Raw genomic sequence first — 23240 nt, 5'->3', positions numbered from 1 at the left:
TCCGGCAGCCCTTCCTACTTTACCGCGCCAAAGGTGAGCCCGCGCACGAGCTGCTTCTGGCTGAACCAACCGAGGACGAGAATGGGCGCGATCGCCAACGTGGAAGCCGCCGACAGCTTTGCCCAGAACAGCCCTTCCGGGCTCGAATAGGACGCGATGAACGTGGTGAGCGGCGCAGCGTTCGAGGTCGACAGATTGAGCGTCCAGAACGCCTCGTTCCAGGCCAGGATCAGGTTCAGCAGCATGGTCGATGCGAGCCCCGGGATCGCCATCGGCGTCAGCACGTAGATCAGCTCGCGGCCGATGGTGGCGCCGTCCATGCGCGCGGCTTCCAGGATGTCGCGCGGAATCTCCTTGAAATATGTGAACAGCATCCAGATCACGATCGGCAAGTTTCCGAGACACAGGATGAAGACGAGGCCGATGCGGGAATCGAGCAGGCCGAATGACTTGTAGATCAGGTAGATCGGCACCAGCACGCCGACCGGCGGCATCATCTTGGTCGAGAGCATCCAGAGCAGGATGTCCTTGGTGCGCTTGGTCGGCGAGAACGCCATCGACCAGGCCGCGGGGATCGCGATCAAAAGCGCGATCAAGGTCGAGGCGCCGGCGATGATGATCGAGTTCATCGCGTGGAGGACATAATCGCTGCGCTCCTGCACCGTCGCGTAGTTTTCCGTGGTCCAGTGGAAGAACAGGAAGGACGGCGGGATCGCGAAAGCCTCGAGCTCGGTCTTGAAGCTCGCCAATACCATCCAGAGGATCGGGAAGAAGATCAGGAAGCCGAAGAACCACGCCCCGATGGTCGAGACCACCACCCGCTGCCTCGTCGCCGTACGCGCCATGTCTTATGCCTCCAGGTTGCGACCGACGATACGGACGAGGAAAAAGGCAACAACGTTGGCGATCACGACAGCGACGAGGCCGCCTGCCGAGGCAGTACCGACATCGTACTGGATCAGTGCCTGCGAATAGATCAGGAAGGCGATGTTGGTGGTCGAGAGTCCCGGGCCGCCGCCCGTGGTGACGTAGATCTCGGCAAAGACGGTGAGCAGGAAGATCGTCTCGATCAGGATCACCACCGTGATGGGGCGCGCGAGGTGCGGCAGCGTGATGTAGATGAAGGTCGAGACCGCGCTGGCACCGTCCATTTCAGCGGCTTCCTTCTGCTCCTCGTCGAGCGACTGCATCGCGGTGAGCAAAATCAGGGTCGCGAACGGCAGCCATTGCCAGGACACGATCAGGATCACGGCGAGCAGCGGCGCGTCGGTAAACCAGTCAATCGGCGTCAACCCGAACAGCGAGGCGATCCAGGCAAACAGCCCGGACACAGGATGCATCAGCAGGTTCTTCCAGACCAGCGCGCTCACCGTCGGCATCACGAAGAACGGCGCGATCACCATCAACCGCACGATGTTGAGGCCGATCACCGGCTGGTCGAGCAATAGCGCCAGCGGAACTCCGAGCAGGACGGTCAGCGCCAGCACCGAGCCGACCAGCACCAGCGTGTTCTGGAGCGAGGCGAGGAACGCGGGGTCGGTGAGGAAGTAGCGGAAGTTTTCCAGCCCGACGAACGCTTCCGAGCCGGGATCGAGTAAGCTGTAATGCAGCGTCGAGAAATAGATCGTCAACGCGAGCGGGACGATCATCCAGATGAACAGCAGCCCGACGGCCGGCGTCAGGAGCGTCCGTGCGAGAAGCTGCGTCTGCCGGGTTGCCATTCTTGGCTTCTCCGCTTGCGGGAAGAAGGCGGCCATCCACCTGGAGCGGTGGATGGCCGCAAGTCTGAGCTCAGGAGGGAGAGCTCGAGCTCACTTGATGTAACCCGCGCGCTTCATCTCGCGCTCGGTTGAAGATTGCGCCGCGGTGAGCGCGGCATCGACCGTCATCGATCCCGCAAGCGCGGCCGAGAATTGCTGGCCCACCTGCGTACCGATGCCCTGGAATTCGGGGATGGCCGCATATTGCACGCCGACGTAGGGCACCGGCTTCACCGTCGGCTTGTTCGGATCGGCGGCATCGATCGAGGCCAGCGTCAGCTTGGCGAACGGGGCGACCTTCAGATAATCAGGGTTTTGGTAGAGCGAGGTTCGGGTGCCCGGCGGCACGTTCGCCCAGCCCTCCTTCGCAGCCACGACCTTGGTGTAATCCTTGCTGGTGGCCCAGGCGATGAACTTCTCGGCGGCTTCGGCCTTCTTCGAGCCGGCGGGAATTGCGAGGCTCCAGGCCCACAGCCAGTTGGCGTTCTTGCCGAGCCCGGTGTTGGGCGCCAGCGCGAAGCCGACCTTGTCGGCGACCTTGGAGTCCTTCGGGTTGGTGACGAACGACGCCGCGACGGTGGCATCGATCCACATTGCGCACTTGCCGGCATTGAACAGCGCGAGGTTCTCGTTGAAGCCGTTCGAGCTCGCACCGGGAGGGCCGGCCTGCTTCATCAGGTCGACATAGGTCGTGAGCGTCGCCTTCCATTCCGGCGTGTTGAACTGCGGCTGCCACTTCTCGTCGAACCAGCGCGCGCCGTAGGAATTGGCCATGGCGGAGAGGAACGCCATGTTCTCGCCCCAGCCGGCCTTGCCGCGCAGGCAGATGCCGTAGACGCCGGCGCTCTTGTCGGTGAGCTTCTTGGCGGCGTCGACGACGAAATCCCAGGTGGGGCTTTCCGGCATCTTGAGGCCGGCCTTGTCGAACAGGTCGGTGCGGTACATCACCATCGAGCTCTCGCCGTAGAATGGCGCGGCGTAGAGCTTGCCGTCGACCGAGACCGCATCCTTGATCTTGGGCAGGAGGTCGGCGACGTCGTAGTCGGCGCCGAGATTGGCGAGCGGCACCAGCCAACCCTTCTTGGCCCAGATCGGCACCTCGTAGGTGCCGATGGTGAGGACGTCGAACTGGCCGCCCTTGGTGGCGATGTCGGTGGTGACGCGCTGGCGCAGCACGTTCTCTTCCAGCGTCACCCATTTGACGCTGATATCGGGGTTCTTCTTGGTGAATTCACCCGTCAGCCCCTGCATGCGGATCATGTCGCCGTTGTTCACGGTGGCAATCGTCAGGGTCGTTTCGGCCATCGCGGGGACAGCCAGCAGGACAGACGCGCCACAGACGGCGCCGAGGACGTGTTTCACGGTGACCTCCCTAAGCTCGCGCTTTTGAGCATATGCCCACGCGTTGGGCGTATGTTCGGCTGAGGGCGGGCCGTTGTCAAGCAGGCGCGCGGACGTTTCGGCAACTTATGAGTGCTGCGATGCGGGGGAGCTCGTGCGTCGCCCTCCCCGTCATGCCCCGCGAAGGGGCATCCAGTACTCCGTGCCGTCTGTCGGTTTGCCTCAAGCGGCGCTGCGGCGTCCTGGATCGTCCGCCTGCCGCCTTCGCTAAACCTTCGGCGCCCCCAGACCTCAATCCCGGCGAAGCCTTGGCGTAGCCGGGTCGCGGACGACGACAGCGGCGTGGGTGGCGAAATCCCTGCCTCGCGCCCCGCGCGGGAAACGACGAACCGCCTCAGCGCTCCAGAATCGCCCTTGCGGTCGCCTCGTCCGTAATCAGACCGTTGATCAGCCGCCCATTCAGCGCCGCCGCGATCGCCGGCACCTTGGCTGCGCCGACGGCGGCGCCGATCGTCGTGGTCTTCGCCGGGACCTCCGGCGGAATGCTGGTCAACCGTTTGTTGGTGCCGGCCTTCAGCAGGCGGCCCTTGGAATCATAGGCCCAGCCCGTGATCTCGCCGATCGCCCCTTGCCGCATCATCTCGAACAATTCGTCGCGGGTGACGAAGCCGTCGACATGGACCTGCGCCTTCTGGTCCATCTGGCCGATGCCGACGAGGCGCAAATCCGCCTTCTCCGCGACCGCCTTCACCTTCGCGATCGGCTCGATCCGGACCATCTTGTTGCGCTCGTCCTCGGACGACATCAGGAACGGTAGCGGCATCGGGTAATGCCGTGCGCCGGTGCGATCGGCGAGCCGGCCGACGGTATCGTAGAAGCTCGCAGAACCGTCGGCGGAGATGTTGCCGACGAGCGAGACGATCTGGTGATTGGGCCGGTCGATCGGCGTGACGCGCTCGACCGCGGCGCGCACGGCGCGTCCCGTCCCGAGCGCGACGATGACGGGCGTTTCCGAACGCAGGGTGGAATCGAGCAGGTTGGCGCAGCGTTCGGCAATGCCCGCTGTGGCCTGCGGCGCGGCGGGATCAGCCGGCACCACCTCGCAATGGGCAAGGTCGAAACGTTCCTTCAACCGCGCCGCCAGCTCCATGCACGCGGCGATGGGATGTTCGAGCCGGAAGGTGATGAGCCGCTCGGCGAGACATAGCGACACCAGCCGCTGCGCCGACGCGCGCGACACCTGGAGCATCTTCGCGATCTCGTCCTGGGTGTGACCGGCAATGAAATAGAGCCAGCCGGCACGCGCAGCGTCGTCGAGCCTGGACTTTTCGTTCTCGGCGGCCATGGCAGGCGTCAGGCGTCCTTCCAGAAATCGATCATGCGCGCGAAGACCCGGTCGGCCCCCGCACCCGACAGTATAGCCTGCCCGTCGCGTCCGCGATAATGGCTGCCGCCGGCAAATCCCCAGACCGTCATGCCGGCCGCCTTGCCCGCCTGCACGCCGCTCGGACTATCCTCGATCACCAGCGTGCGCGCAGGTTGCGCGCCCATCTGCTCGGCCGCGTACAGAAAGAGATCGGGCGCCGGCTTGCCGTGCCTGACCATCTGCGCGGTGTAGATCCGGTCGCCGAAATGCGCCCGCAGGCCGGTGACGTCAAGGGAGAGCGCGACACGGTCGATGTCGCTGGAGGAAGCCACGCAGAATGGTGCCCGCAGGCCCGACAAGATCATATCGACATCAGAAACCGGATGAAGCGCCTTTTCGAACGCCATCAACACGCGCGACTTCAGCCGGGACGGAAAATCGACCGGCATTGCGTGGCCGAGCTCGCGATAATGCCGAGTAATTGCGCTCGTGCTTCGTCCAAGGAACAGCTCCAGCGCTTGTGCAAGTGTCAGCGATATCCCGGATTCGGACAGCTCGTCCGACAGGCATTGACAGCTCAACAGCTCGCTGTCGACGAGCACACCGTCGCAATCGAAGATAATGAGATCGAACTGACCAGGATCCATTCGGTCATTCGATCATATGCTCACCTGTTGAGCAATAGCTCACTGAAGCCGATCGTAGTCGGCGGCAGCCTCATCTCCGCTGATTATAAACGTCGATGCACACCGCCCCGAGCAGGACCAGGCCCTTGATGACCTGCTGATAGTCGATGCCGATGCCGAGGATGGACATGCCGTTGTTCATCACGCCCATGATCATGGCGCCGACCACGGCGCCACCGACGCGGCCGACACCGCCATAGGCCGAGGCGCCGCCGATGAAGCAGGCCGCGATGACGTCGAGCTCGAAGCCGAGGCCCGCCTTCGGCGTTGCTGTGTTGAGGCGCGCGGCGAAGACGAGGCCGGCGAGCGCAGCGAGCACGCCCATGTTGACGAAGGTGAGGAAGGTCAACCGTTCCGTCTTGATGCCCGACAGGCTTGCCGCTTTCGCATTGCCGCCAACCGCGTAGACCTGCCGACCGATGACGGTGCGGCGGGTGACGAAACCGTACAGCGCGATCAGCGCGGTCATGATGACCAGCACGTTCGGCAGACCGCGATGCGAGGCGATCAGATAGGTGAAATAGAGCACAGCGCAAGCCAGGAGAATGCTCTTGCCGAGGAAGAACGCGTAAGGCTCGACCTCGATGCCGTGCAGCTGCTCGCGCGAGCGCCCCTTGGCGCTGGCGTAGACGAGGCCGAGCGCGAGCACCGCACCGACCAGCATCGACGTCGGATGCAGCGTGCCGGCCTCGGGCAGCATCTCCGGAATGAAGCCGGAGGACAGCTTCTGGAAGGTGGCCGGGAACGGTCCTAGTGACTGGCCTTGCAATACCGCAAGCGCGAGGCCCTTGAACACCAGCATGCCGGCCAGCGTCACGATGAAGGACGGTATCTTGAAATAGGCCACCCAATAGCCCTGTGCGGCGCCGATCGCCGCGCCCAGCAGCAGGCAGGCGATAAAGGCGAGCGTGTAGTCGACCTTGTAGGTCACCATGAGCACGGCAGCCACCGCGCCGACGAAGCCCGCGACCGAGCCGACCGAGAGGTCGATATGGCCGGTGACGATGACGAGCAGCATGCCGAGCGCCATGATGACGATGTAGCTGTTCTGGAGCACCAGATTGGTCAGGTTGAGCGGCTGCAGCAGCGTGCCGCCAGTCATGACCTGGAAGAACAGCATGATCGCGATCAGCGACATCAGCATGCCGTAATTGCGCAGATTGTTCTTGATGAAGCTGCCGTGCCGGCCCTCCTCGGGCAGCGAAACCGTCTTGTCGGTCATGGCTGCGATCCTCCCATCTCCGCACCCGCAAGGGCGCTGCTTCCATAATTTCTGTCGTTGCGCATGATGGCGCGCATGATCTTTTCCTGCGTCGCATCACGTCCCTTGAACTCGCCGACGAAGGCGCCGTCGTTCATGACACAGATGCGGTCGCAGATGCCGAGTAGCTCGGGCATCTCCGAGGAGATCACCACCACGCCGCGGCCGGCTTCTGCAAGCTCGTTGATGATACAGTAGATCTCGTATTTGGCACCGACGTCGATGCCCCGGGTCGGCTCGTCCAGGATCAAGACCTTGGGGTCGGTCATCAGCCATTTCGACAGCACGACCTTTTGCTGGTTGCCGCCGGAGAGCTGGCTGGTCTCCTGATAGACGTCGGAGCAGCGGATGCGCATCCGGTTGCGGTAGTCGCTGGCGACCTTCAGCTCGGCGATGTCGTCGATGACGCGGCGAGGAGCGACCTGGTCGAGGCTTGCGAGCGTGATGTTCTTGCGGACGTCGTCGGCGAGGATTAGCCCTAGCTGCTTGCGGTCCTCCGTGACATAGGCAAGGCCGGCGTCGATCGCGGCCGCCACGTTGGGCAGCACGATCTCATGATCCTCGAGCCGGATGCGACCGCTGATCGTGGTGCCCCACGACCGGCCAAACAGGCTCATGGCGAATTCGGTGCGGCCGGCGCCCATCAATCCGGCAATGCCGACGACTTCGCCGCGCTTCACGCTGAAATCGACGTTCTTGATCACCTGCCGCTCGGGATGGATGGGATGGTAGACCGACCAGCTCTCGACGGTGAGAACGGGCTCGCCGATCTTTGCGCTGCGCTCCGGAAAGCGGTGGGCGAGATCGCGGTTGACCATGCTGCGGATGATGCGGTCTTCCTGGATCGGCTCGGCGTGGCAATCGATGCTGTCGACGGTGCGGCCGTCGCGCAGCACCGTGATGTGGTCGGCGACCTTGGCGACCTCGTTGAGCTTGTGCGAGATCAGGATCGAGCCGATACCCTGCGCGCGGAACGCCATCAGCCGCTCCAGCAGTGCGGCGCTGTCGGCCTCGTTGAGGCTCGCGGTCGGCTCGTCCAGGATCAGCATCCGCACCCGCTTGGACAGCGCCTTGGCGATCTCGACCAGCTGTTGCTTGCCGACGCCGAGATCGGTGATCAGCGTATCCGGCGATTCCTTGAGGCCGACCTGCGCGAGCAGGTCGCGCGTGCGCCGATACACCTCGTCGCGGTCGATGACGCCAAGCTTTGACGGCGGATGCGACAGGAAGATGTTTTCGGCAATCGACATCAGCGGGATCAGCGCGAGCTCTTGATGAATGATGATGATGCCGAGCGCCTCGGAATCGTTGATGTCGCGGAAGCGGCGCTCCTCGCCATCGAAGATGATGGTGCCCTCGTAGCTGCCGGCCGGGTAGACGCCGCTGAGGACCTTCATCAGCGTGGACTTACCGGCACCGTTCTCGCCGACGAGGGCGTGGATCTGCCCGGCTTCAACCGAGAAGTTGACATCACGCAGCGCCTGCACACCGGAAAAGCTCTTGTTGACGTTACGCATCTCCAGCATTGCGGTCATGATTTCACGTCCCTCAATCAGTGTTAGATCACCTCTCCCCGCTCGCGGCGAGAGGTCGGATCGCATCGTTCGATGCGATCCGGTGAGGGGAGTCTCCGCGAGACGGACTGCTTCCTTCCTCGCGGAGGCTTCCCCTCACCCTAACCCTCTCCCCGCAAGCGGGGAGAGGGAAAAGAAAAAGAAGCCTACTGGAACTGCGACTTCTTGTAGTAGCCGCTGTCGACCAGGACCTTCTCCCAATTGTCCTTGTAGACCACGACCGGCTTGAGCAGATAGGACGGCACGGTCTTGGCGCCGTTCTCGTAGGTCTTGGTGTCGTTCACGGTGACCTGCTTGCCGGCAAGCGCAGCGTCGACCATGTCGGCGGTCACCTTGGCGAGATCGCGGGTGTCCTTGAAGATGGTCGAATACTGGTCGCCGCGCAGCATCGCCTTGATCGAGGGCACCTCGGCATCCTGGCCCGAGATGATAGGCATCGGCTGGCCGGCGCTGCCATAACCGACGCCCTTCAGCGAGGAGATGATGCCGATCGACAGGCCGTCATACGGCGACAGCACCGCGTTGACCTTCTTGTTGCCGTAGTAGGCACTGAGCAGATTGTCCATGCGGGCCTGCGCGGTGGCGCCGTCCCAGCGCAACGTCGCGACTTTATCCATGCCCATCTGGCCGGAGACGACGACGAGCTTGCCGCTGTCGATGTACGGCTTCAGCACGCTCATCGCGCCGTTGTAGAAGAAGTAAGCGTTGTTGTCGTCGGGCGAGCCGCCGAACAGCTCGATGTTGAACGGGCCCTTGCCGTCCTTAAGACCGAGGCCCTGCACGATCGATTCGGCCTGGAGCACGCCAACCTGGAAATTGTCGAAGGTGGCGTAATAGTCGACGTTCGGCGTGCCGCGGATCAGGCGGTCATAGGCGATCACGGTGATGCCTTTTGCTTTCGCCTGCTTGAGCACGTCGGAGAGCGTGGTGCCGTCGATCGCGGCGATCACCAGCGCTTTCGCGCCCTTGGTCACCATGTTCTCGACCTGCGAGAGCTGGTTCGGAATGTCGTCCTCGGCATATTGCAGGTCGGTGTTGTAGCCGCGCTCCTTCAGCACCTTCACCATATTGTTGCCATCGTCGATCCAGCGCGCCGACGATTTGGTCGGCATGGCGATGCCGACTGTTGCTTTGTCCTGGGCCGAGGCGGTGACGCCCGCGGCCATCGTCGCAGCGCCGGCCAGCGCCAGCGCGAGGAAGGTCGTCTTCAGTTTCAACATGTTTCACTCCCTTGGATGTCAGACTGTTTTTTCGTGTCGTCGAGAAATTTGGTGTGCGGCTTCTAGCCTCCTATGCGAGCTTGACGTCAGGCTCCGCGCGACCGCGCGCGGTGGCCTCCAACAGGAAGGTGTAGCCGGCTTGCGGATCGGCGGCACGCGCCGCCGCATCCATGTCCTGCCAGGCCGAGGTGACGAGGAGACGCGACAGACCAGGACCGACAAAAGCGGGGCAGCTCGCCTGCTTTGCCGGCACGCTCAGCGAACGCAGGCGTTCGCCTTGCGGAGAGTAGACGTCGATGCGGCTCGCGCCCCAGCACGCGTTCCAAATCTGCCCGTCGGCATCGCACACCGAACCGTCGAGGCCGCCAACGCCGGTGTGGCGCAGCAGCACCTCCGGCTCGCCGCGCGGCAGGCCGGTGGCGGGATTGAGCGGCACCGCGTAGAGCACCGCGCGCGCCGTGTCGGCGAAGTAGCCCGTGGCGCCATCGGGCGAGAAGCAGATCGAGTTGGGAATGCTGATGCGCGGAAACAGCATCGATATCTCGCCGTGATGGAACGCGTAGATCGCGCCTGCCCCTGCTTCCGCCTTCCGACCCATAGTGCCGATCCAGAACGTGCCGGAGGGATGCACGCGGGCATCGTTGGAGCGGGTCGCGGGATTGTCGGCTTCAAGCGGACAGAGCAGCCTCATCGCGCCGTCGGCAATTTTGCGGATATAGAGGCCGTCTTCCGCGACGATCAACTGCCGTTCAGCATCAATCCGCCCAAGCGCGCTCGCCATCCGGCCCAGCGCATGAACGCGAATGCTGCCGCTGCCGAGCTGCGCCTCGAACAGTCGCCCCTCCCGGATATCGAACCACCAGGCGGTGTCGGTGGTCACGTCATAGGTCGGTCCCTCGCCGAGATGGCAAGGATCGTCCGAAAGAACCGAGGTCGGCACCTGTTCCATCAGGACGTCCTCACCGCAAAGCGATAGACCGTATGATGGCGATAGACCTCGCCGGGCGCTAGGCGCGGGCTCGGGAAATCCGGCCGGTTCGGTGCGTCCGGCCAGATATGCGGCTCCAGGCACATCGCGTCCGACTGCCGGTAGAGCTTGCCGCCCTTGCCCGAAATCGTGCCGTCGAGATAATTGCCCGAATAGACCTGCAGACCGGGCTGATCGGTGAACAGCTCCATGATGCGCCCCGAGCGCGGCGCCTCCAGTCGCGCCGCGAGACTGAGCTTACCGTCGCGCGCGAGACAGTAGGTATGGTCGTAGCCCCTGCCGTTGCGCAATTGCTGGTCGCTCTCGCGGATGCGCTCGCCGATCGCCCGCGGCTCGCGGAAGTCGAACGGCGTGCCGGCAACGCTGCGCGGCGGCTCCGGCAACGGAATGGCCGTGGGGTCGATCGCGAGGAAATGCCCGGCCGCGACCGTCAGCTTGTGATCGAGAATGGGCGTGCCTGATGTCGCGCCCTCCAGATTGAAGAAGCTGTGGTTGGTCAGGTTGACGATGGTCGGCCGGTCGGTCCGCGCCTCCATGATCAGGGATAGCTCAGCCGGGCCGGTAACACGATAGGTCAGGCGCACATCGAGCCGACCGGGATAGTTTTCCTCGCCATGCGAGCTCGTGTAGGTCAGCGTGACCGCGGGCTCGGCGCCATCGTCGATCTCCGCAATTTCCCAGAGCTTGCGGTCGAAGCCGTCGAGGCCGCCATGCAGCGCATTCGGACCGTTGTTGACGGGAAGCTGCACCGTCTCGCCGTCCAGCGAAAATTGTCCGTTGGCGATGCGATTGGCGTAGCGGCCGACGGTGGCGCCGAAGAACTTTCGTTCGGCGAGATAGCCGGCAAACCCATCATGGCCGAGCACGACGTCGTCGTGGCCGCCCTTGCCGTCCGGCGCGATCAAGGCCTGCAAGACTGCACCATGGGTGATGATGCGCGCCTCGAACCCGCCCTCGCCGCGCAGCACGATGCGGTCCACCTTGCGGCCGTCCGGCAGCGTTCCGAAGACGTCTCTTTCTGTTTTCGATCCAGCCATGATCAATCCACAAACGGTTCGACGATCGTGCGCCTGCCGAGCAGGAAGGCGTCCGCGACGAGACGAAGCGGCGCCAAATCGACGTCGCTCGCGCCTGTCGCGGCGAGCGCGACGAAGTGCCGGTAAAGCTCCCGATATTCCTCATCGGGCGCCTCGGCAACGGTCTTGCCGTCGATCGCCATGATCCGGCCGCCGCGTGATAGCGTCATCCGGCCCTGGTCGGTTTCGACGAGGATATCCCAGCTCTGCGGCCCGGTCTGGCGGAAGTCGAACTCGGCGGTCACAGGTAGGCCGTCGATGTCGGTCAGCGTCAGCTTCGCGGCGATCGGCGCCTGGCAATTGGCGGGGAAGGCGAGCTCGGCCGCGGTGACGAACACGGGCTTCGGCAGGATCCTGGTCAGGATCGACAGCGCATTGATGCCGGGATCGAACACCCCGAGCCCGCCCGGCTCCCAGATCCATGCCTGCCCGGGATGCCAGACGCGGACGTCCTCTTTCCAGTTGATGTGCACGGAACGGACGCGGCGCGCGGCGAGCCACTCACGCGCCGGCTCGACGGCCGGCGCGTGGCGCGAATGCCAGGTCGCAAACAGCGTTCGCTTGGCCTCCCTCGCCATCGCGATCAGCGGATCGAGCTCGGCAACGCCCGCGCCGGGCGGCTTCTCCAGCATGACGTGCTTGCCGGCCCTCAGCGCTGCGATCGCCTGGGCGCGGCGCACTTGAGGCGGCGTGCAGAGCGACACCGCGTCGATCGGCGGACCTTTTTCCAGCAGCTCTTCGATGGTCGCGAAATGCGGCAGATCCGGCAACGAGGCATTGCGGCTGGCGACGGCCGCCAGCGTCGCGCCGGGAACCGCTGCGATGGCGCCGACATGCTGGTCCCGCGCGATCTTGCCGAAGCCGACGATGGCGATGCGAAGTTCAGTCACGATCTTTCTCCAGCTTCCGCGGACGGCAGCGCTTCGGCCGGTACAGTCTCGATCACTGTACCCTCGTGGCGGCGCATGCCGTTGTGAATGACGTAGACCATCGCCTCCGCCGCGGTCGTGGCATCACCGGCCGCGATGGCATCGACGATCTTCTGATGCCAGAGCAGAACGGTCTCGCGGTCCTCTGGTTCGACCGGTGCGCTGAGCAGGAATGAGGCGCGCAACGCAGCCTCGATGACGTGCCCGATCGAGCGCATGAACAGATTTCCGGAGGCGCGCGCGACGGCGACGTGGAGCGCGAGGTCGGCATCGGCGAAGCCAACGGAGTCGGAGGCTTCAAGTCGCATCCGCTCCATGCAGCGCCGGAGCTCGGACAGATCCTGCTCCGACCGCTGCGCCGCCGCCAGCATCGCCGCGCGCGGCTCGACCGCAAGGCGGATCTCGGCGAGGTCGTTGAGGAAACGCTTGTCGATCCCGGCGTCCAGGTGCCAGGCCAGCACGTCGGCGTCGAACATGTTCCAGGCGACGCGTTCGCGCACGACAGTGCCGACGCGGGCCTTGGTGGTGAGCAGACCCTTGGCGACCAGCGTCTTCACGCTCTCCCGCAATACCGGCCGCGACACCCCGAACATCGCAATCATTTCGGCATCGCCAGGCAGGCGCGTTCCCTCCGCGTAGCGGCCGGCAATGATGTCAACGCCGATCGAACGGGCCACCTCCGCGTGATTGGAGTGCGCCCGGCGCGTCGGGATGACGAGGATGCGCGAGGTGGTCATGAGACTGCTCCCGCGCGCTTTGCCACAGGCCGGCGCGCGAGCGCGACCAATCCTTGTTGCAAGGCGATGAAGGCGAACAGCAGCACGCCGGTCGCGATCTTGGTCCACCAGCTCGACAGTGTCCCGTCGAAATTGATGTAGGTCTGAATCATGCCCTGGATCAGCACGCCGAGGAAGGTGCCGATCACCGAGCCCTGACCGCCCGTGAGCAGCGTGCCGCCGATCACGACGGCCGCGATGCTGTCAAGCTCGACGCCGACGGCGGACAGCGAATAGCCGGCGCTGGTGTAAAAGGAGAAGACGATGCCGGCGATGCCGGCGAGCAGGCTCGACAGCATGTAGATCTTCACCGTCATCTTGCCAACGGCGACGCCCATCAGGCTAGCGGTCGCCCGGCTGCCGCCGAGCGCATAGACATTGGCGCCGAACCGGGTGAGCTGCAGCAGCAATGCGCCGCCGATCACGATCGCAAGCATGATGATCGCGACCGCCGTCAGCCGCCCGCCGCCGGGTAGTCGCAGTGCGAAGTCCGACACGGTGGAATAGACCGGTGCTGTGATCGGCACCGATTCCGTCGAGAGCAGGAAGCTGGCACCCCGGGCCAAGAACATGCCGGCGAGCGTCACGATGAAAGGCGGCAAATCGAAGACGTGGATCACCGCGCCCATCGCCGCTCCGAAGGCGGCCGAGAGCGCGAGAATGGCGACGAAGGCGACCAGGGGCGGCATTCCCCAGCGCTCGATCGCCAGCGCGACGAACACCGTGGTGAAGCCGATCACCGAGCCGACCGAGAGATCGATGCCGCCGGAAATGATGACGAAGGTCATGCCGGTCGCGACGATGCCGAGGAAGGCGTTGTCGGTGAGGAGATTGCCGACCACGCGGGTGGAGGCGATGTTGGGAAACTGCATCGCGCAGAGCGCGAATCCGGCGACGAGCACGATCGCCGTGATGAGGACGGGCGGCAGGCCTTTCATGCCTTGGTCCTCCGCAGCCGCGCCACGGCGCCGGCAAAGCCGGACAGCTTCGGCGATTGCAGCAGCAGCACGGCGAGCACCACCACCGCCTTGACCAGCAAATTGAACTCCGGCGGATAGCCCGACAGCAGAATGCCCGTGTTCATGGTCTGGATGATCAGCGCGCCGAGTACGGCCAGCACGAGACTGAAGCGGCCGCCGAACAGGGAGGTGCCGCCGATCACCACTGCGAGGATGGCATCAAGCTCGAGCCAGAGGCCGGCATTGTTGGCATCCGCGCCCATAATGTCGGCCGCCGCGATGACGCCGGCAAGCGCTGCGCAAACGCCGCACCAGACATAGACCGCCAAAATCATCGCGCGCGTGCCGACGCCGGCGAGCTCGCTTGCCCGCGCATTGCCGCCAGTGGCCTCGATCAGCAATCCGAGTGCCGAGCCGCGCACCACCGCGCCGGTGAGGATCAGCATGCCCAGCGCAATCGCGACCGGCACCGGCAGGCCGAGGATAGAGCCATTGCCGAGCCAGACCAGATCGGGCGAGGAGAAGGTCACGATGCGGCCTTCGGTAATGAGCTGGGCGATGCCGCGCCCCGCCACCATCAGGATCAAGGTCGCCACGATCGGCTGCATGCCGAGCACCGCGACGAGAAATCCGTTCCACAACCCGCAGATCAGGCCGGTGCCGAGCGCAGCCGCCAGCACCACGACCAGACTGTGGTTGTCGGCGAGGCTCGCCGCGATCGCGCCCGAGATCGCCATCACAGCGCCAACTGACAGATCGATGCCGCGCGTCGCGATCACCAGGACCATGCCGAGCGAGAGCAGCGCCACCGGCGTGCCGCGGTTGAGCACGTCGATCAGGCTGCCGAACAGCCGGCCGTCCTGGAGGCGCAGATCGAAGAATTGCGGCGACACCACGCGATCGACCGCCAGGATGACGATCAACGCGAGGATCTGGGCAAGGCCGCGGCGCGGCAACAGCGCGGTCATGCCCAGCCCTCATGCGCTGTCGCGGCGCCGTCGGCCGCAATGGCCGCGAGAATGTTGCCGACATCGATCGCCTCGCCGGCGAGCTCTTCGACATGCGCGCGGTCGCGCAGCACCACGACCCGGTCCGAATAGGTCACGATCTCGTCGAGCTCGGAGGAGATCACGAGCAGCGCGAGCCCGTCGTCGCAGAGCTCGCGTATCAGGCGGATGATCTCGGCATGCGCACCGACATCGATGCCGCGGGTCGGCTCGTCCAGCACGAGCAGCCGCGGCGAAGTCGCAAGCCACCGTGCCAACAGGACCTTCTGCTGATTGCCGCCGGAGAGCAGGCAGACGGGACGCTCCGGATCGGGCGGACGGATGTCGAGCATCTTGACGTAACGGCTTGCGATCTCGTCCTGCTCGCGTCGCGACAGCGGCCGATGCAAACCGCGCTTGGCCTGGAGCGCGAGCACGATGTTCTCGCGGACGGTGAGCTCGGCGACGATGCCGTCGGTCTTGCGCTCCTCAGGGCAATAGCCAAAGCCGTGACGCACCCCGTCGCGCGGCGACTGAAGCCGGACAGGCGCGCCTTCCACCCTCGCCTGTCCGCGATCGGCGCGCTCGGCGCCGAACACCAGCCGCGCCGTCTCGGTCCGGCCCGAGCCGAGCAGGCCGGCGAGACCGACGACCTCGCCATGGCGCAGCTCGAGATTGAACGGCGCGACATAGCCTGATTTGCCATAGTTCTCGAAGCTCGCGCAGACTTCGCGGGCCTGATGCTCGCGCGTCGCGGTCCGCGCGCTGGTGGTCTCGGCCAGTTCGCGGCCGAGCATCATCCGGATCAGCTCGAGCCGCGACAGCGACGCGGTCTCGCGCTCGCCGACAAGGCGACCATTTCGCAAAACGGTGATTCGATCGGAGATCTCGTAGACCTGGTCGAGGAAATGGCTGACGAAGACGATGCCAATGCCGCGCTTGGCAAGCTGACGCATGATGCGAAAGAGGATCTCGACCTCATGGCGGTCGAGGCTCGCGGTCGGCTCGTCCAGGATCAGCACGCGCGCGGAGAGATCGACGGCGCGCGCGATCGCGGTGACATGCTGGATCGCCACCGAGTAATTGCCAAGCGGCGCTGATACGTCGATGTCGAGACCGAAATCCGCGAGCAGCGACTTCGCGCGCCGTCGCATCTCGCCCTCGCGCACGACGCCGAAGCGCGTCGGCTGCCGGTCCAGGAACAGGTTCTGCGCCACCGAGAGATTCGGCAGCAAATTGACTTCCTGGTAGACCGTCGCAATGCCGGCCTGAACCGCCGCCTTGGCCGAGCGCGGCGCGACCTCTTCGCCGCCCAGTCTGACGATGCCGGCATCGCGCGGAAATACGCCCGTGACGACCTTGATCAGCGTGGACTTGCCCGCGCCGTTCTCACCAAGCAGCGCATGGATCTCGCCGGCGCGAAGCGTGAAGTCGACCTCCTGCAACGCACGCACGGCGCCAAAGCTCTTGCTGATCCCACGCACCTCCAGCAGGGAAGCAGCGGAATCCTGGCTGTTCTCCATGACATTCACTCCCAAGGGCGCCCGCTGACAATGCGGACACGGAGCCTGTTCGTTCGCGCAGCGGTTTCGAGCGGGATCGCCGGACTGCCGAAGCACGGCCGTCCGGCGACACTCTCGCCTCAGTAACCGAGGCCCTTCTTGCTGTCGTAGATCTTCTGCGGATCATCGGTGGCGGTGTAGAGCTTGGATTCCGTCTGGATCCATTTCGGCGGAACGGTACCCTTGTCCTTGAAGGCCGCGATGGCATCGAGAGCGGGGCCTGCCATGTTCGGCGTCAGCTCGACCGTGGCATTGGCTTCGCCGGCGACCATCGCCTTGAAGATGTCGGGGACTGCATCGATCGAGACGGTGAGAATCTCCTTGCCCGGCTTGAGCCCGGCTTCCTTCATCGCCTGGATCGCGCCGACCATCATGTCGTCGTTGTGCGCATAGACCGCGCAGATCGACTTGCCGCCACCTTCGGCCTTGATGAAGCTTTCCATCACTTCCTTGCCCTTGGCGCGGGTGAAGTCGCCGGTCTGGCTGCGCACCACTTTCAGGTTCGCATGCTTGGCGATAGCGGTGTCAAACCCCTTCTTGCGGTTGGCGGCGACGCTCGCGCCGACCGTGCCCTGCAATTCGACGATGTTGCAGGCCTTGGCGCCGACGGTCTTCGCCAGCCAGTCACCCGCGACCTCGCCTTCGTGAACGCTGTCGGAGGTCACGGCGGTGAGATAGAGCTCCTTGCCGGAGGGATCGATGTCGCGGTCGAGCAGCACGACCGGGATCTTGGCCTCCTTGGCTTCCTTCAGCACCGAGTCCCAGCCGGTTGAGACGACGGGCGCGAGGAAGATCGCATCGACATTCTGCGCGATGAAGGAGCGGATCGCCTTGATCTGGTTCTCCTGCTTCTGCTGCGCGTCGGCGATCTTGAGATTGACCTTGCGCTTGGTGGCCTCCTGCTTGGAGACCGAGGTCTCGGCCGCGCGCCAGCCGGATTCCGATCCGATCTGCGAGAAGCCAATGGTGAGCTCGGCGGCATTCGCCGGCAGCGCGAGCAGCAACGCGGCCGTCGCGCTGGCCGCAAAGAGGGCTTTGACGATCATCAGGCGTGTCTCCCAAAATGTTATCCGGGGGCGCCGATTGGTAGCATCGCACCCACAGGCCGACCTTTGAGGTGGCGGGAGGGACTATTTCACGGAAGTTTGGTTCCGACTAGTCATATTATTTGACTATTGAGGGGGAAAGCGCGCGCGAGCGGATGAGCGACTTCTATGTCACGCGCAGCGCGATTTTATTCCACGGATGCAACGCGGAGATGAACGAAATGATGCGGCAGTTGGGGCGAAGACACTGTCTAGGAGGATGGTGAAAGGCGAACCCGCAACCCCTCCCCCCATCACCGCGAGCGCAGCGAAGCAATCCTGAGTCTTTCCGGGGAGGGATTCTGGATTGCTTCGCTGCGCTCGCAATGACGGTGGGGAGAGAGTTTCTGCGTCGATCGAGGCAAAGCGACTCGTGGAGAGTCCCCCACATCCGGCGTGCAGTGAGCTAGATCAGCTTGCGCTGCGCGAGATTCTTCATCAGCGCGCCGATGCCGAACGTCCAGGGCTCGCATTCGTCGCTGGCCCGCATGCGGTTGACGAGTTTGCCGAGCTGGGGCGCCGAGATCGTGACGATGTCGTCGCGTTTGTGGGTGAACCCCTGTCCCGGCGCGTCGCGATCCTTAACCGGCGCGAACATGGTCCCGAGGAACAGCACGAAGCCATCGGGATATTGGTGCACCTTGCCGATGGTCTGCTCGACCAGATCGGTCGGATCGCGGCTGATCATGCTGATCGAGGAATGGCCGTCGAGGACGAAACCGTCCTGCCCCTTGACGTTCAGGCTGATGTCGAGCTTGCGGGCGTCGTCGAGGGTAAAGCTGTCGTCGAACAGGCGCAGCAGCGGGCCGATGGAGCACGAGGCGTTGTTGTCTTTGGCCTTCGACAACAGCAGTGCCGAACGGCCCTCGAAGTCGCGCAGATTGACGTCGTTGCCGAGGGCGCCACCGACGATCGTGCCGCGGCTCGAGACGAACAGCACCAGCTCCGGCTCGGGGTTGTTCCAGGTCGACTTCGGATGCAGCCCCGCATCCATGCCGGTGCCGACCGACGACAAGGTCGGCGCCTTGGTGAAGACCTCGGCATCGGGGCCAATGCCGACCTCGAGATATTGGCTCCAGGCGTTCTGGTCGATCAGCACCTGCTTCAGGTGCATCGCCTTGTCCGAGCCCGGCTTGAGCTTCGACAGATCGTCGCCGATCAGCCGGGTCACTTCCTTCCGGATCGCTTCGGCCGAGGCCGGACTGCCCTTTGCCCGCTCCTCGATCACGCGCTCCAGCATCGAGATGGCAAAGGTGACGCCGGCCGCCTTCAGCGTCTGGAGATCGACGGGCGCAAGCAACCACGGCTTTTTCGGATCGCGCTGATCGGGAGGCGTGTTGGCGACGATGGCCTCGAGATCGCCGATGCGCTCGCCCTTGGTCGCGGCAAGCGCCTTCGCCGGATTGTCTTCCTCGCAGAGTGCGCTGACGGTCGGGAATTTTGCGGTGACGTCGAACACACCATCGCCGCGCACGGCGACCACGGCCGGGCCATTCGCCTGCGGCAGCCAGACGCGGCCGACGAGCGTTCCCCGCGTGCCGTCCTCGGGAAGAAGGTCCTTTACCGTCAATGTCGTCATGGGCGTATCCTCGCTCTTTTCGGATCGGCCTCGCTCGCGGAGGCCTATCACATTGGCGAAGACCAATAAACGTCTGGGACGGGAAGTCCAGCGCGGCAGCCCGCCGCGCTTCTATGCCCCCGCCCGCGCTTTTCGGGCCGCAATCTGCTGAAGCGCCCAGCGCGCGTTCTTGCGCACCTCGGGATCGGGATCGTCGGCGATGACGGCAAGGAACGCTTCGCCGTCGTGGTGGGCGATCTCGCCAAGCGCAGCCGCCGCCTCTTTCCGCAGATTGGCCTGCTCATGGTTCACGCAGTTGCCGATCGGGCGCACCGCGCGCTCGATCTTCATCCGGCCAAGGCTGCGGATTGCCTTCAGCCGCACCTGCCAGAACTCGTCACTGAGCGAAGCGATGAGCTGGTCGGCGGCAATCGATCCGTTGACGTTGAGGCCCAGCGTTTCCGCGGCCATCTCCCGCACCATCCAGTCCGAATCCTTCAACGCGCGCGTGATCATCTCGGCCGCGGGCTTCATCTGCGAGAAGGCGAGCGCGCTGACGGCGGCACGGCGCACATGCGCGTCGGGATCGTTGATCAGCGCGGTCAGCGCCGGAATTGATTCCTCCAGCTTGAGGAACCCGATCACGCCGATCGCCTGCACCCGCACGGCGGCATCGGAATCCTGGAGCGCTTCCAGCGCCGGTTTCAGTGTGTCCTTGCAGCGCAGCTCCTTCAGCGCACGCAACGCGCCCATGCGGACGAAGGCGTGGGCATGCTTGACCAGCGGCAGGATGATCTCGGCGCAAGCCGGATCCTTGAACTCCGCCATGCTGTCGGCCGCGGCGGACGCAACGATTCGTTCAGGATCGACGAGCAGCTTCACCAGCGCAGCCGCGGCCTCCGGCCCGTCGAACTCGCCGAGCGCCATCGCGACCTGCTGGCGGACGCCGGCATCAGGATCGGCGACCATTTTGGCGAGATGGCCGACGGCGGCGGGATCGCCGGAATGGCCGAGCGCGATGATCGCGACGCGGCGCTCCCCTGGATCGGCAGCCTGGAGCCGCTCGTCGGCGTCTTCGAGATCGTCGTAGGATTCGAACGGGCTCGACATGGCTACCTCAGGAGATAAGGAATGTTGACGGTGACGGCGCCGGTCGGGCAATCCGCCTCGCAGGGCATGCAGTACCAGCATTCGTCATAGGCCATGTAGGCCTTGTTGGTCATATCGCTGATACGCAGTACGTCGAGCGGACAGACATCGACGCACACCGTGCAGCCCTTGTCCGCGATGCATTTGGCGTCATCGACGACCACCGGAACCGATGTCTGATAGGAAGCGAGAGGCATCGTATGTCTCCTGTATTTGTGCGGCGGGTCAGGCTGTCGCGCGGATGCGCTGCTTGTCGTAGAGATCCTTCTCATCGTCGGCGATCGGTACGATATAGGGCTCCACGGCACGCTTCTCGCTGGTCATCTTGCCGTCCTGCTTACTCAGCAGCGTGTGGCAGAACCAGTTTTCGTTGTCCTTCTCCGGGAAATCCGTCCGCCAGTGATAGAGGCCCCAACGGCTTTCTTCGCGGTAGAGCGAGGCATGCACAGCCATGTCCGCGCAATCCATGATCGACTGGACTTCGAGCGCGCGGAGCAGTTCGTGCGCATTGCGCGCGATCATGCGCTCCTGCATGTCTTCCCTCGCTTCAGCGAGCCGGCGCATGCCGAGCTCGTATTTGCGCGTGACTTTCGGCGGCTGGAGATAGTCATTGACGAGACGCCGCGTCTTGTACTCGATCTGGTTCGGCGGAATACCGTCCTCGCGTTTGGTCGGCGCCATGACGCGGTCACGTTCGCGGGCGACCTCAGCCGCGTCGAATTCCGCGAAGTCGTGATTGTCCGCAAACTCCATCGCGTCGACGCCGGCGACCGAACCGTTGGTGAAGGCCCCGAGCATGTAGTTGTGCGGCACGCTCGCCATGTCGCCGGCGGCATAGAGGCCCGGGACGGTGGTGCGCGCGTTGTCGTCGACGAACACGCCCGACGCGCTGTGACCGGAGCAGAAGCCGATCTCGGAGATGTGCATCTCGATCGACTCGCTGCGGTAGTCGACCCCGCGCCCCTGCTGGAACAGGCCGCGCGTGGGACGTTCGACCTTGTGCAGCGTCGATTCGATCTCCGAGATGGTGTCGGGGTGAAGATGCTTGAGCTGGAGAAACACCGGGCCCTTCCCGGACAACAGCTCGTTGTAGAACTCCAGCATCATCTGGCCGGACCAGTAATCGCATTCGATGAAGCGCGATCCCTCGTTGTTGGCGGTGAAGGCGCCGAAGGGACCGGCGACGTAGGCGCAGGCCGGGCCGTTATAGTCCTTGATTAGCGGATTGATCTGATAGCATTCGAGGTTCGCCAGTGCTGCACCGGCGTGATAGGCCATGGAATAGCCGTCGCCGGAATTGGCCGCGTTCTCGTAGGTGCCGAACATGTAGCCCGAGGTCGGCAGGCCGAGACGGCCGGCGGCGCCCATGCACAGGATGACGGCCTTGGCCTTGATCACCAGCATCTCGGCGGTGCGGGTATTGACGCTTATCGCGCCGGCAATGCGGCCGTCGGCGGATTTGAGCAGCCGCGTCGCCATGTAGCGGTTGGAGATCAGGATGCGGGCGCGGCGGAGCTGGCGATACAGCGCCTTCTTCACGGTCTCGCCGTTCGGCATCGGCAGTACGTAGGTGCCGATATGATGCACCTTCTTGACAGCGTAGTCGCCGTTCTCGTTCTTCAGGAAGCGGATGCCGAAACTGTCGAGCTCCTCGATGATCGAGTAGCAGTTCTGCGCGTATTTGTAGACCGCCTTCTGATCGACGATACCGTCATTGGCGATGGTGATTTCCTTGGTGTACTGCTCCGGCGTCGCGTAGCCGGGAATGACGGCGTTGTTCAAGCCGTCCATGCCCATCGAGATCGCTCCGGAGCGCTTGACGTTGGCCTTCTCGAGCAGCACGACATTGGCCTTCGGATTCTTCAGCTTCGCCTTTAACGCCGCCATCGGGCCCGCCGTGCCGCCGCCGATGACGAGCACGTCGCAGGAAACCTCCGAAAGTCCGTCGACGATCTGATCTAGTGACATCGCTTGCTCCTGGTTCGCCAGCAGGTCCGGCGCCTTTGCATCAGATTTGTTCAGCAGGCGTCCCGGCGATAGCAATTAGTTGTCGCGGGGCTGCGATTTGCGCCTCAGCGCTCGACAAAGGCCTTTTCGATCACGAAATGGCCGGGCCTGCTGTGATTGCCCTCGACAAACCCGCGCCCAGAGAGCATCGCGGGAAGTTCCTCCAGCATCGCCGGGCTGCCGCACAGCATGATGCGGTCGGTCTCGATATCGAGGCCTGACAGACCGATGTCTTCGAAGAGCTGGTTCGACGCGATCAGGTCGGTGATGCGTCCGCGGTTCCTGAACGGCTCGCGGGTGACTGTGGGATAGTAGACGAGCTTGTCGCCGATCAGCGGTCCAAAGAACTCGTGACTACGCAGGCCTTCGACGAGGTGCTCACCATAGGAGAGTTCGGAGACCTGGCGGCAGCCATGGGCGAGCACGATGGTCTCGTAATTCTCGTAGACGTCGGGGTCCTTGATCAGGCTGGCGAACGGCGCGAGTCCCGTTCCGGTCGAGAGCAGCAACAGGCGTTTGCCGGGAATGAGATTGCCGGTGATCAGCGTGCCCGTGGCCTTGCGGCCGACCAGGATGACGTCGCCTTCCCTGATTTTCTGGAGGCGCGAGGTCAGCGGACCGTCCTGCACCTTGATCGAGAAGAACTCGAGCGCCTCCTCGTGATTGGCGCTCGCCATGCTGTAAGCTCGCAGCAACGGCTTGCCCTCGACTTCCAGCCCGATCATCGCGAACTGGCCGTTCTGGAAGCGGAAGCCCGGATCGCGCGTCGCGGTGAAGCTGAACAGGCTGTCGGTCCAGTGCCTGACCGACAAAACCGTTTCCTTCTGAAATGCGCTCATTGTCTCTCCTGATCTCGATTGCGCACAAGGTTTCGGAGAGACAGGAATCCGGCAACGCCGAACTGAAATTGCCGGTCGATTAGTTTCACATTTCGTGGGCGATGATCGAACAGCAGGC

Annotated in this window: 21 protein-coding genes; all 21 read right to left on the bottom strand. The window is 64.1% G+C overall.

The genetic code is table 11. The features are described from left to right. Positions 1-14: 14 nt before the first annotated feature. On the bottom strand, positions 15-845 hold the full coding sequence (locus ACFQX9_RS02535) for a carbohydrate ABC transporter permease (protein WP_377786416.1): 831 nt from the start codon (positions 843-845) through the stop codon (positions 15-17). A gap of 3 nt (positions 846-848) precedes the next feature. After that, positions 849-1721, bottom strand: coding sequence for a carbohydrate ABC transporter permease (locus ACFQX9_RS02530; protein ID WP_377786414.1), 873 nt, complete (start codon positions 1719-1721; stop codon positions 849-851). Positions 1722-1811: 90 nt separating this feature from the next. Continuing rightward, positions 1812-3122 (bottom strand): sugar ABC transporter substrate-binding protein, encoded by a 1311-nt coding sequence (locus tag ACFQX9_RS02525; protein WP_026233623.1) that lies wholly within the window; start codon positions 3120-3122, stop codon positions 1812-1814. 373 nt (positions 3123-3495) lie between these two features. Then, complete coding sequence (locus ACFQX9_RS02520; protein ID WP_204510750.1) at positions 3496-4446, bottom strand: sugar-binding transcriptional regulator; 951 nt, start codon at positions 4444-4446, stop codon at positions 3496-3498. An 8-nt stretch (positions 4447-4454) separates the two neighbouring features. Next, positions 4455-5114: an HAD family hydrolase gene (locus tag ACFQX9_RS02515; protein WP_204510749.1), complete on the bottom strand. Its 660-nt coding sequence runs from the start codon at positions 5112-5114 to the stop codon at positions 4455-4457. Positions 5115-5184: 70 nt separating this feature from the next. Continuing rightward, positions 5185-6375 carry a multiple monosaccharide ABC transporter permease gene (mmsB, locus tag ACFQX9_RS02510; protein WP_007608442.1) on the bottom strand — a complete coding sequence of 397 codons (1191 nt, stop codon included), beginning with the start codon at positions 6373-6375 and terminating at the stop codon, positions 5185-5187. Then, complete coding sequence (gene mmsA / locus ACFQX9_RS02505; protein ID WP_377786410.1) at positions 6372-7949, bottom strand: multiple monosaccharide ABC transporter ATP-binding protein; 1578 nt, start codon at positions 7947-7949, stop codon at positions 6372-6374. The genes mmsB and mmsA overlap by 4 nt, the downstream gene beginning before the upstream one ends. Positions 7950-8134: 185 nt before the next feature. Beyond that, positions 8135-9208 (bottom strand): multiple monosaccharide ABC transporter substrate-binding protein, encoded by a 1074-nt coding sequence (gene chvE / locus ACFQX9_RS02500; RefSeq protein WP_007593237.1) that lies wholly within the window; start codon positions 9206-9208, stop codon positions 8135-8137. Positions 9209-9278: 70 nt separating this feature from the next. Beyond that, positions 9279-10157: an SMP-30/gluconolactonase/LRE family protein gene (locus ACFQX9_RS02495; RefSeq protein ID WP_085385851.1), complete on the bottom strand. Its 879-nt coding sequence runs from the start codon at positions 10155-10157 to the stop codon at positions 9279-9281. Next, positions 10157-11233 carry an aldose epimerase family protein gene (locus ACFQX9_RS02490; RefSeq protein WP_377786408.1) on the bottom strand — a complete coding sequence of 359 codons (1077 nt, stop codon included), beginning with the start codon at positions 11231-11233 and terminating at the stop codon, positions 10157-10159. The genes ACFQX9_RS02495 and ACFQX9_RS02490 overlap by 1 nt, the downstream gene beginning before the upstream one ends. A gap of 2 nt (positions 11234-11235) precedes the next feature. Beyond that, entirely contained in the window at positions 11236-12162 is a 927-nt protein-coding gene (locus ACFQX9_RS02485; RefSeq protein WP_377786406.1) for a Gfo/Idh/MocA family protein, read from the bottom strand. Further along, complete coding sequence (locus ACFQX9_RS02480; protein ID WP_377786404.1) at positions 12159-12938, bottom strand: FadR/GntR family transcriptional regulator; 780 nt, start codon at positions 12936-12938, stop codon at positions 12159-12161. The genes ACFQX9_RS02485 and ACFQX9_RS02480 overlap by 4 nt, the downstream gene beginning before the upstream one ends. Further along, entirely contained in the window at positions 12935-13915 is a 981-nt protein-coding gene (gene yjfF, locus ACFQX9_RS02475; RefSeq protein ID WP_247393855.1) for a galactofuranose ABC transporter, permease protein YjfF, read from the bottom strand. Before yjfF ends, ACFQX9_RS02480 begins: the two co-directional genes overlap by 4 nt. Beyond that, a complete protein-coding gene (locus ACFQX9_RS02470) occupies positions 13912-14904 on the bottom strand; it encodes an ABC transporter permease (RefSeq protein ID WP_204510742.1) in 993 nt (330 codons plus the stop codon). The genes yjfF and ACFQX9_RS02470 overlap by 4 nt, the downstream gene beginning before the upstream one ends. Further along, positions 14901-16445, bottom strand: a complete 1545-nt coding sequence (locus tag ACFQX9_RS02465) for a sugar ABC transporter ATP-binding protein (RefSeq protein WP_377786402.1) — start codon at positions 16443-16445, stop codon at positions 14901-14903. Before ACFQX9_RS02465 ends, ACFQX9_RS02470 begins: the two co-directional genes overlap by 4 nt. A 119-nt stretch (positions 16446-16564) precedes the next feature. Then, a complete protein-coding gene (gene ytfQ, locus ACFQX9_RS02460) occupies positions 16565-17530 on the bottom strand; it encodes a galactofuranose ABC transporter, galactofuranose-binding protein YtfQ (RefSeq protein ID WP_018458617.1) in 966 nt (321 codons plus the stop codon). 445 nt (positions 17531-17975) lie between these two features. Next, positions 17976-19148, bottom strand: a complete 1173-nt coding sequence (locus ACFQX9_RS02455) for a fumarylacetoacetate hydrolase family protein (protein WP_085352443.1) — start codon at positions 19146-19148, stop codon at positions 17976-17978. Between the two features lie 111 nt (positions 19149-19259). Further along, positions 19260-20237: a HEAT repeat domain-containing protein gene (locus ACFQX9_RS02450; RefSeq protein WP_085352336.1), complete on the bottom strand. Its 978-nt coding sequence runs from the start codon at positions 20235-20237 to the stop codon at positions 19260-19262. Positions 20238-20239: 2 nt separating this feature from the next. Next, the gene (locus tag ACFQX9_RS02445; RefSeq protein WP_007593252.1) at positions 20240-20473 is read right to left on the bottom strand and encodes a ferredoxin family protein; all 234 of its coding nucleotides are present in this window, start codon (positions 20471-20473) and stop codon (positions 20240-20242) included. 28 nt (positions 20474-20501) lie between these two features. After that, positions 20502-22244 carry a fumarate reductase/succinate dehydrogenase flavoprotein subunit gene (locus tag ACFQX9_RS02440; protein ID WP_026233620.1) on the bottom strand — a complete coding sequence of 581 codons (1743 nt, stop codon included), beginning with the start codon at positions 22242-22244 and terminating at the stop codon, positions 20502-20504. 104 nt (positions 22245-22348) lie between these two features. Beyond that, positions 22349-23122 (bottom strand): ferredoxin--NADP reductase, encoded by a 774-nt coding sequence (locus ACFQX9_RS02435; RefSeq protein ID WP_085352335.1) that lies wholly within the window; start codon positions 23120-23122, stop codon positions 22349-22351. Between the last annotated feature and the right edge of the window lie 118 nt (positions 23123-23240).

The organism is Bradyrhizobium sp. GCM10028915 (assembly GCF_042666195.1).
GTDB lineage: Bacteria > Pseudomonadota > Alphaproteobacteria > Rhizobiales > Xanthobacteraceae > Bradyrhizobium > Bradyrhizobium canariense_D.
The sequence above is the reverse complement of the archived record's forward strand: the minus strand, read 5'-3'. Positions and strand labels throughout refer to the sequence as shown.

What these genes read in the sequence shown, in the direction of transcription:
- ACFQX9_RS02535 (WP_377786416.1), bottom strand. Translation starts at nt 845, where the DNA reads ATGGCGCGTACGGCGACGAGGCAGCGGGTGGTGGTCTCGACCATCGGG.
- ACFQX9_RS02530 (WP_377786414.1), bottom strand. Translation starts at nt 1,721, where the DNA reads ATGGCAACCCGGCAGACGCAGCTTCTCGCACGGACGCTCCTGACGCCG.
- ACFQX9_RS02520 (WP_204510750.1), bottom strand. Translation starts at nt 4,446, where the DNA reads ATGGCCGCCGAGAACGAAAAGTCCAGGCTCGACGACGCTGCGCGTGCC.
- ACFQX9_RS02515 (WP_204510749.1), bottom strand. Translation starts at nt 5,114, where the DNA reads ATGGATCCTGGTCAGTTCGATCTCATTATCTTCGATTGCGACGGTGTG.
- mmsB (WP_007608442.1), bottom strand. Translation starts at nt 6,375, where the DNA reads ATGACCGACAAGACGGTTTCGCTGCCCGAGGAGGGCCGGCACGGCAGC.
- mmsA (WP_377786410.1), bottom strand. Translation starts at nt 7,949, where the DNA reads ATGACCGCAATGCTGGAGATGCGTAACGTCAACAAGAGCTTTTCCGGT.
- chvE (WP_007593237.1), bottom strand. Translation starts at nt 9,208, where the DNA reads ATGTTGAAACTGAAGACGACCTTCCTCGCGCTGGCGCTGGCCGGCGCT.
- ACFQX9_RS02495 (WP_085385851.1), bottom strand. Translation starts at nt 10,157, where the DNA reads ATGGAACAGGTGCCGACCTCGGTTCTTTCGGACGATCCTTGCCATCTC.
- ACFQX9_RS02490 (WP_377786408.1), bottom strand. Translation starts at nt 11,233, where the DNA reads ATGGCTGGATCGAAAACAGAAAGAGACGTCTTCGGAACGCTGCCGGAC.
- ACFQX9_RS02480 (WP_377786404.1), bottom strand. Translation starts at nt 12,938, where the DNA reads ATGACCACCTCGCGCATCCTCGTCATCCCGACGCGCCGGGCGCACTCC.
- yjfF (WP_247393855.1), bottom strand. Translation starts at nt 13,915, where the DNA reads ATGAAAGGCCTGCCGCCCGTCCTCATCACGGCGATCGTGCTCGTCGCC.
- ACFQX9_RS02470 (WP_204510742.1), bottom strand. Translation starts at nt 14,904, where the DNA reads ATGACCGCGCTGTTGCCGCGCCGCGGCCTTGCCCAGATCCTCGCGTTG.
- ACFQX9_RS02465 (WP_377786402.1), bottom strand. Translation starts at nt 16,445, where the DNA reads ATGGAGAACAGCCAGGATTCCGCTGCTTCCCTGCTGGAGGTGCGTGGG.
- ytfQ (WP_018458617.1), bottom strand. Translation starts at nt 17,530, where the DNA reads ATGATCGTCAAAGCCCTCTTTGCGGCCAGCGCGACGGCCGCGTTGCTG.
- ACFQX9_RS02455 (WP_085352443.1), bottom strand. Translation starts at nt 19,148, where the DNA reads ATGACGACATTGACGGTAAAGGACCTTCTTCCCGAGGACGGCACGCGG.
- ACFQX9_RS02450 (WP_085352336.1), bottom strand. Translation starts at nt 20,237, where the DNA reads ATGTCGAGCCCGTTCGAATCCTACGACGATCTCGAAGACGCCGACGAG.
- ACFQX9_RS02445 (WP_007593252.1), bottom strand. Translation starts at nt 20,473, where the DNA reads ATGCCTCTCGCTTCCTATCAGACATCGGTTCCGGTGGTCGTCGATGAC.
- ACFQX9_RS02440 (WP_026233620.1), bottom strand. Translation starts at nt 22,244, where the DNA reads ATGTCACTAGATCAGATCGTCGACGGACTTTCGGAGGTTTCCTGCGAC.
- ACFQX9_RS02435 (WP_085352335.1), bottom strand. Translation starts at nt 23,122, where the DNA reads ATGAGCGCATTTCAGAAGGAAACGGTTTTGTCGGTCAGGCACTGGACC.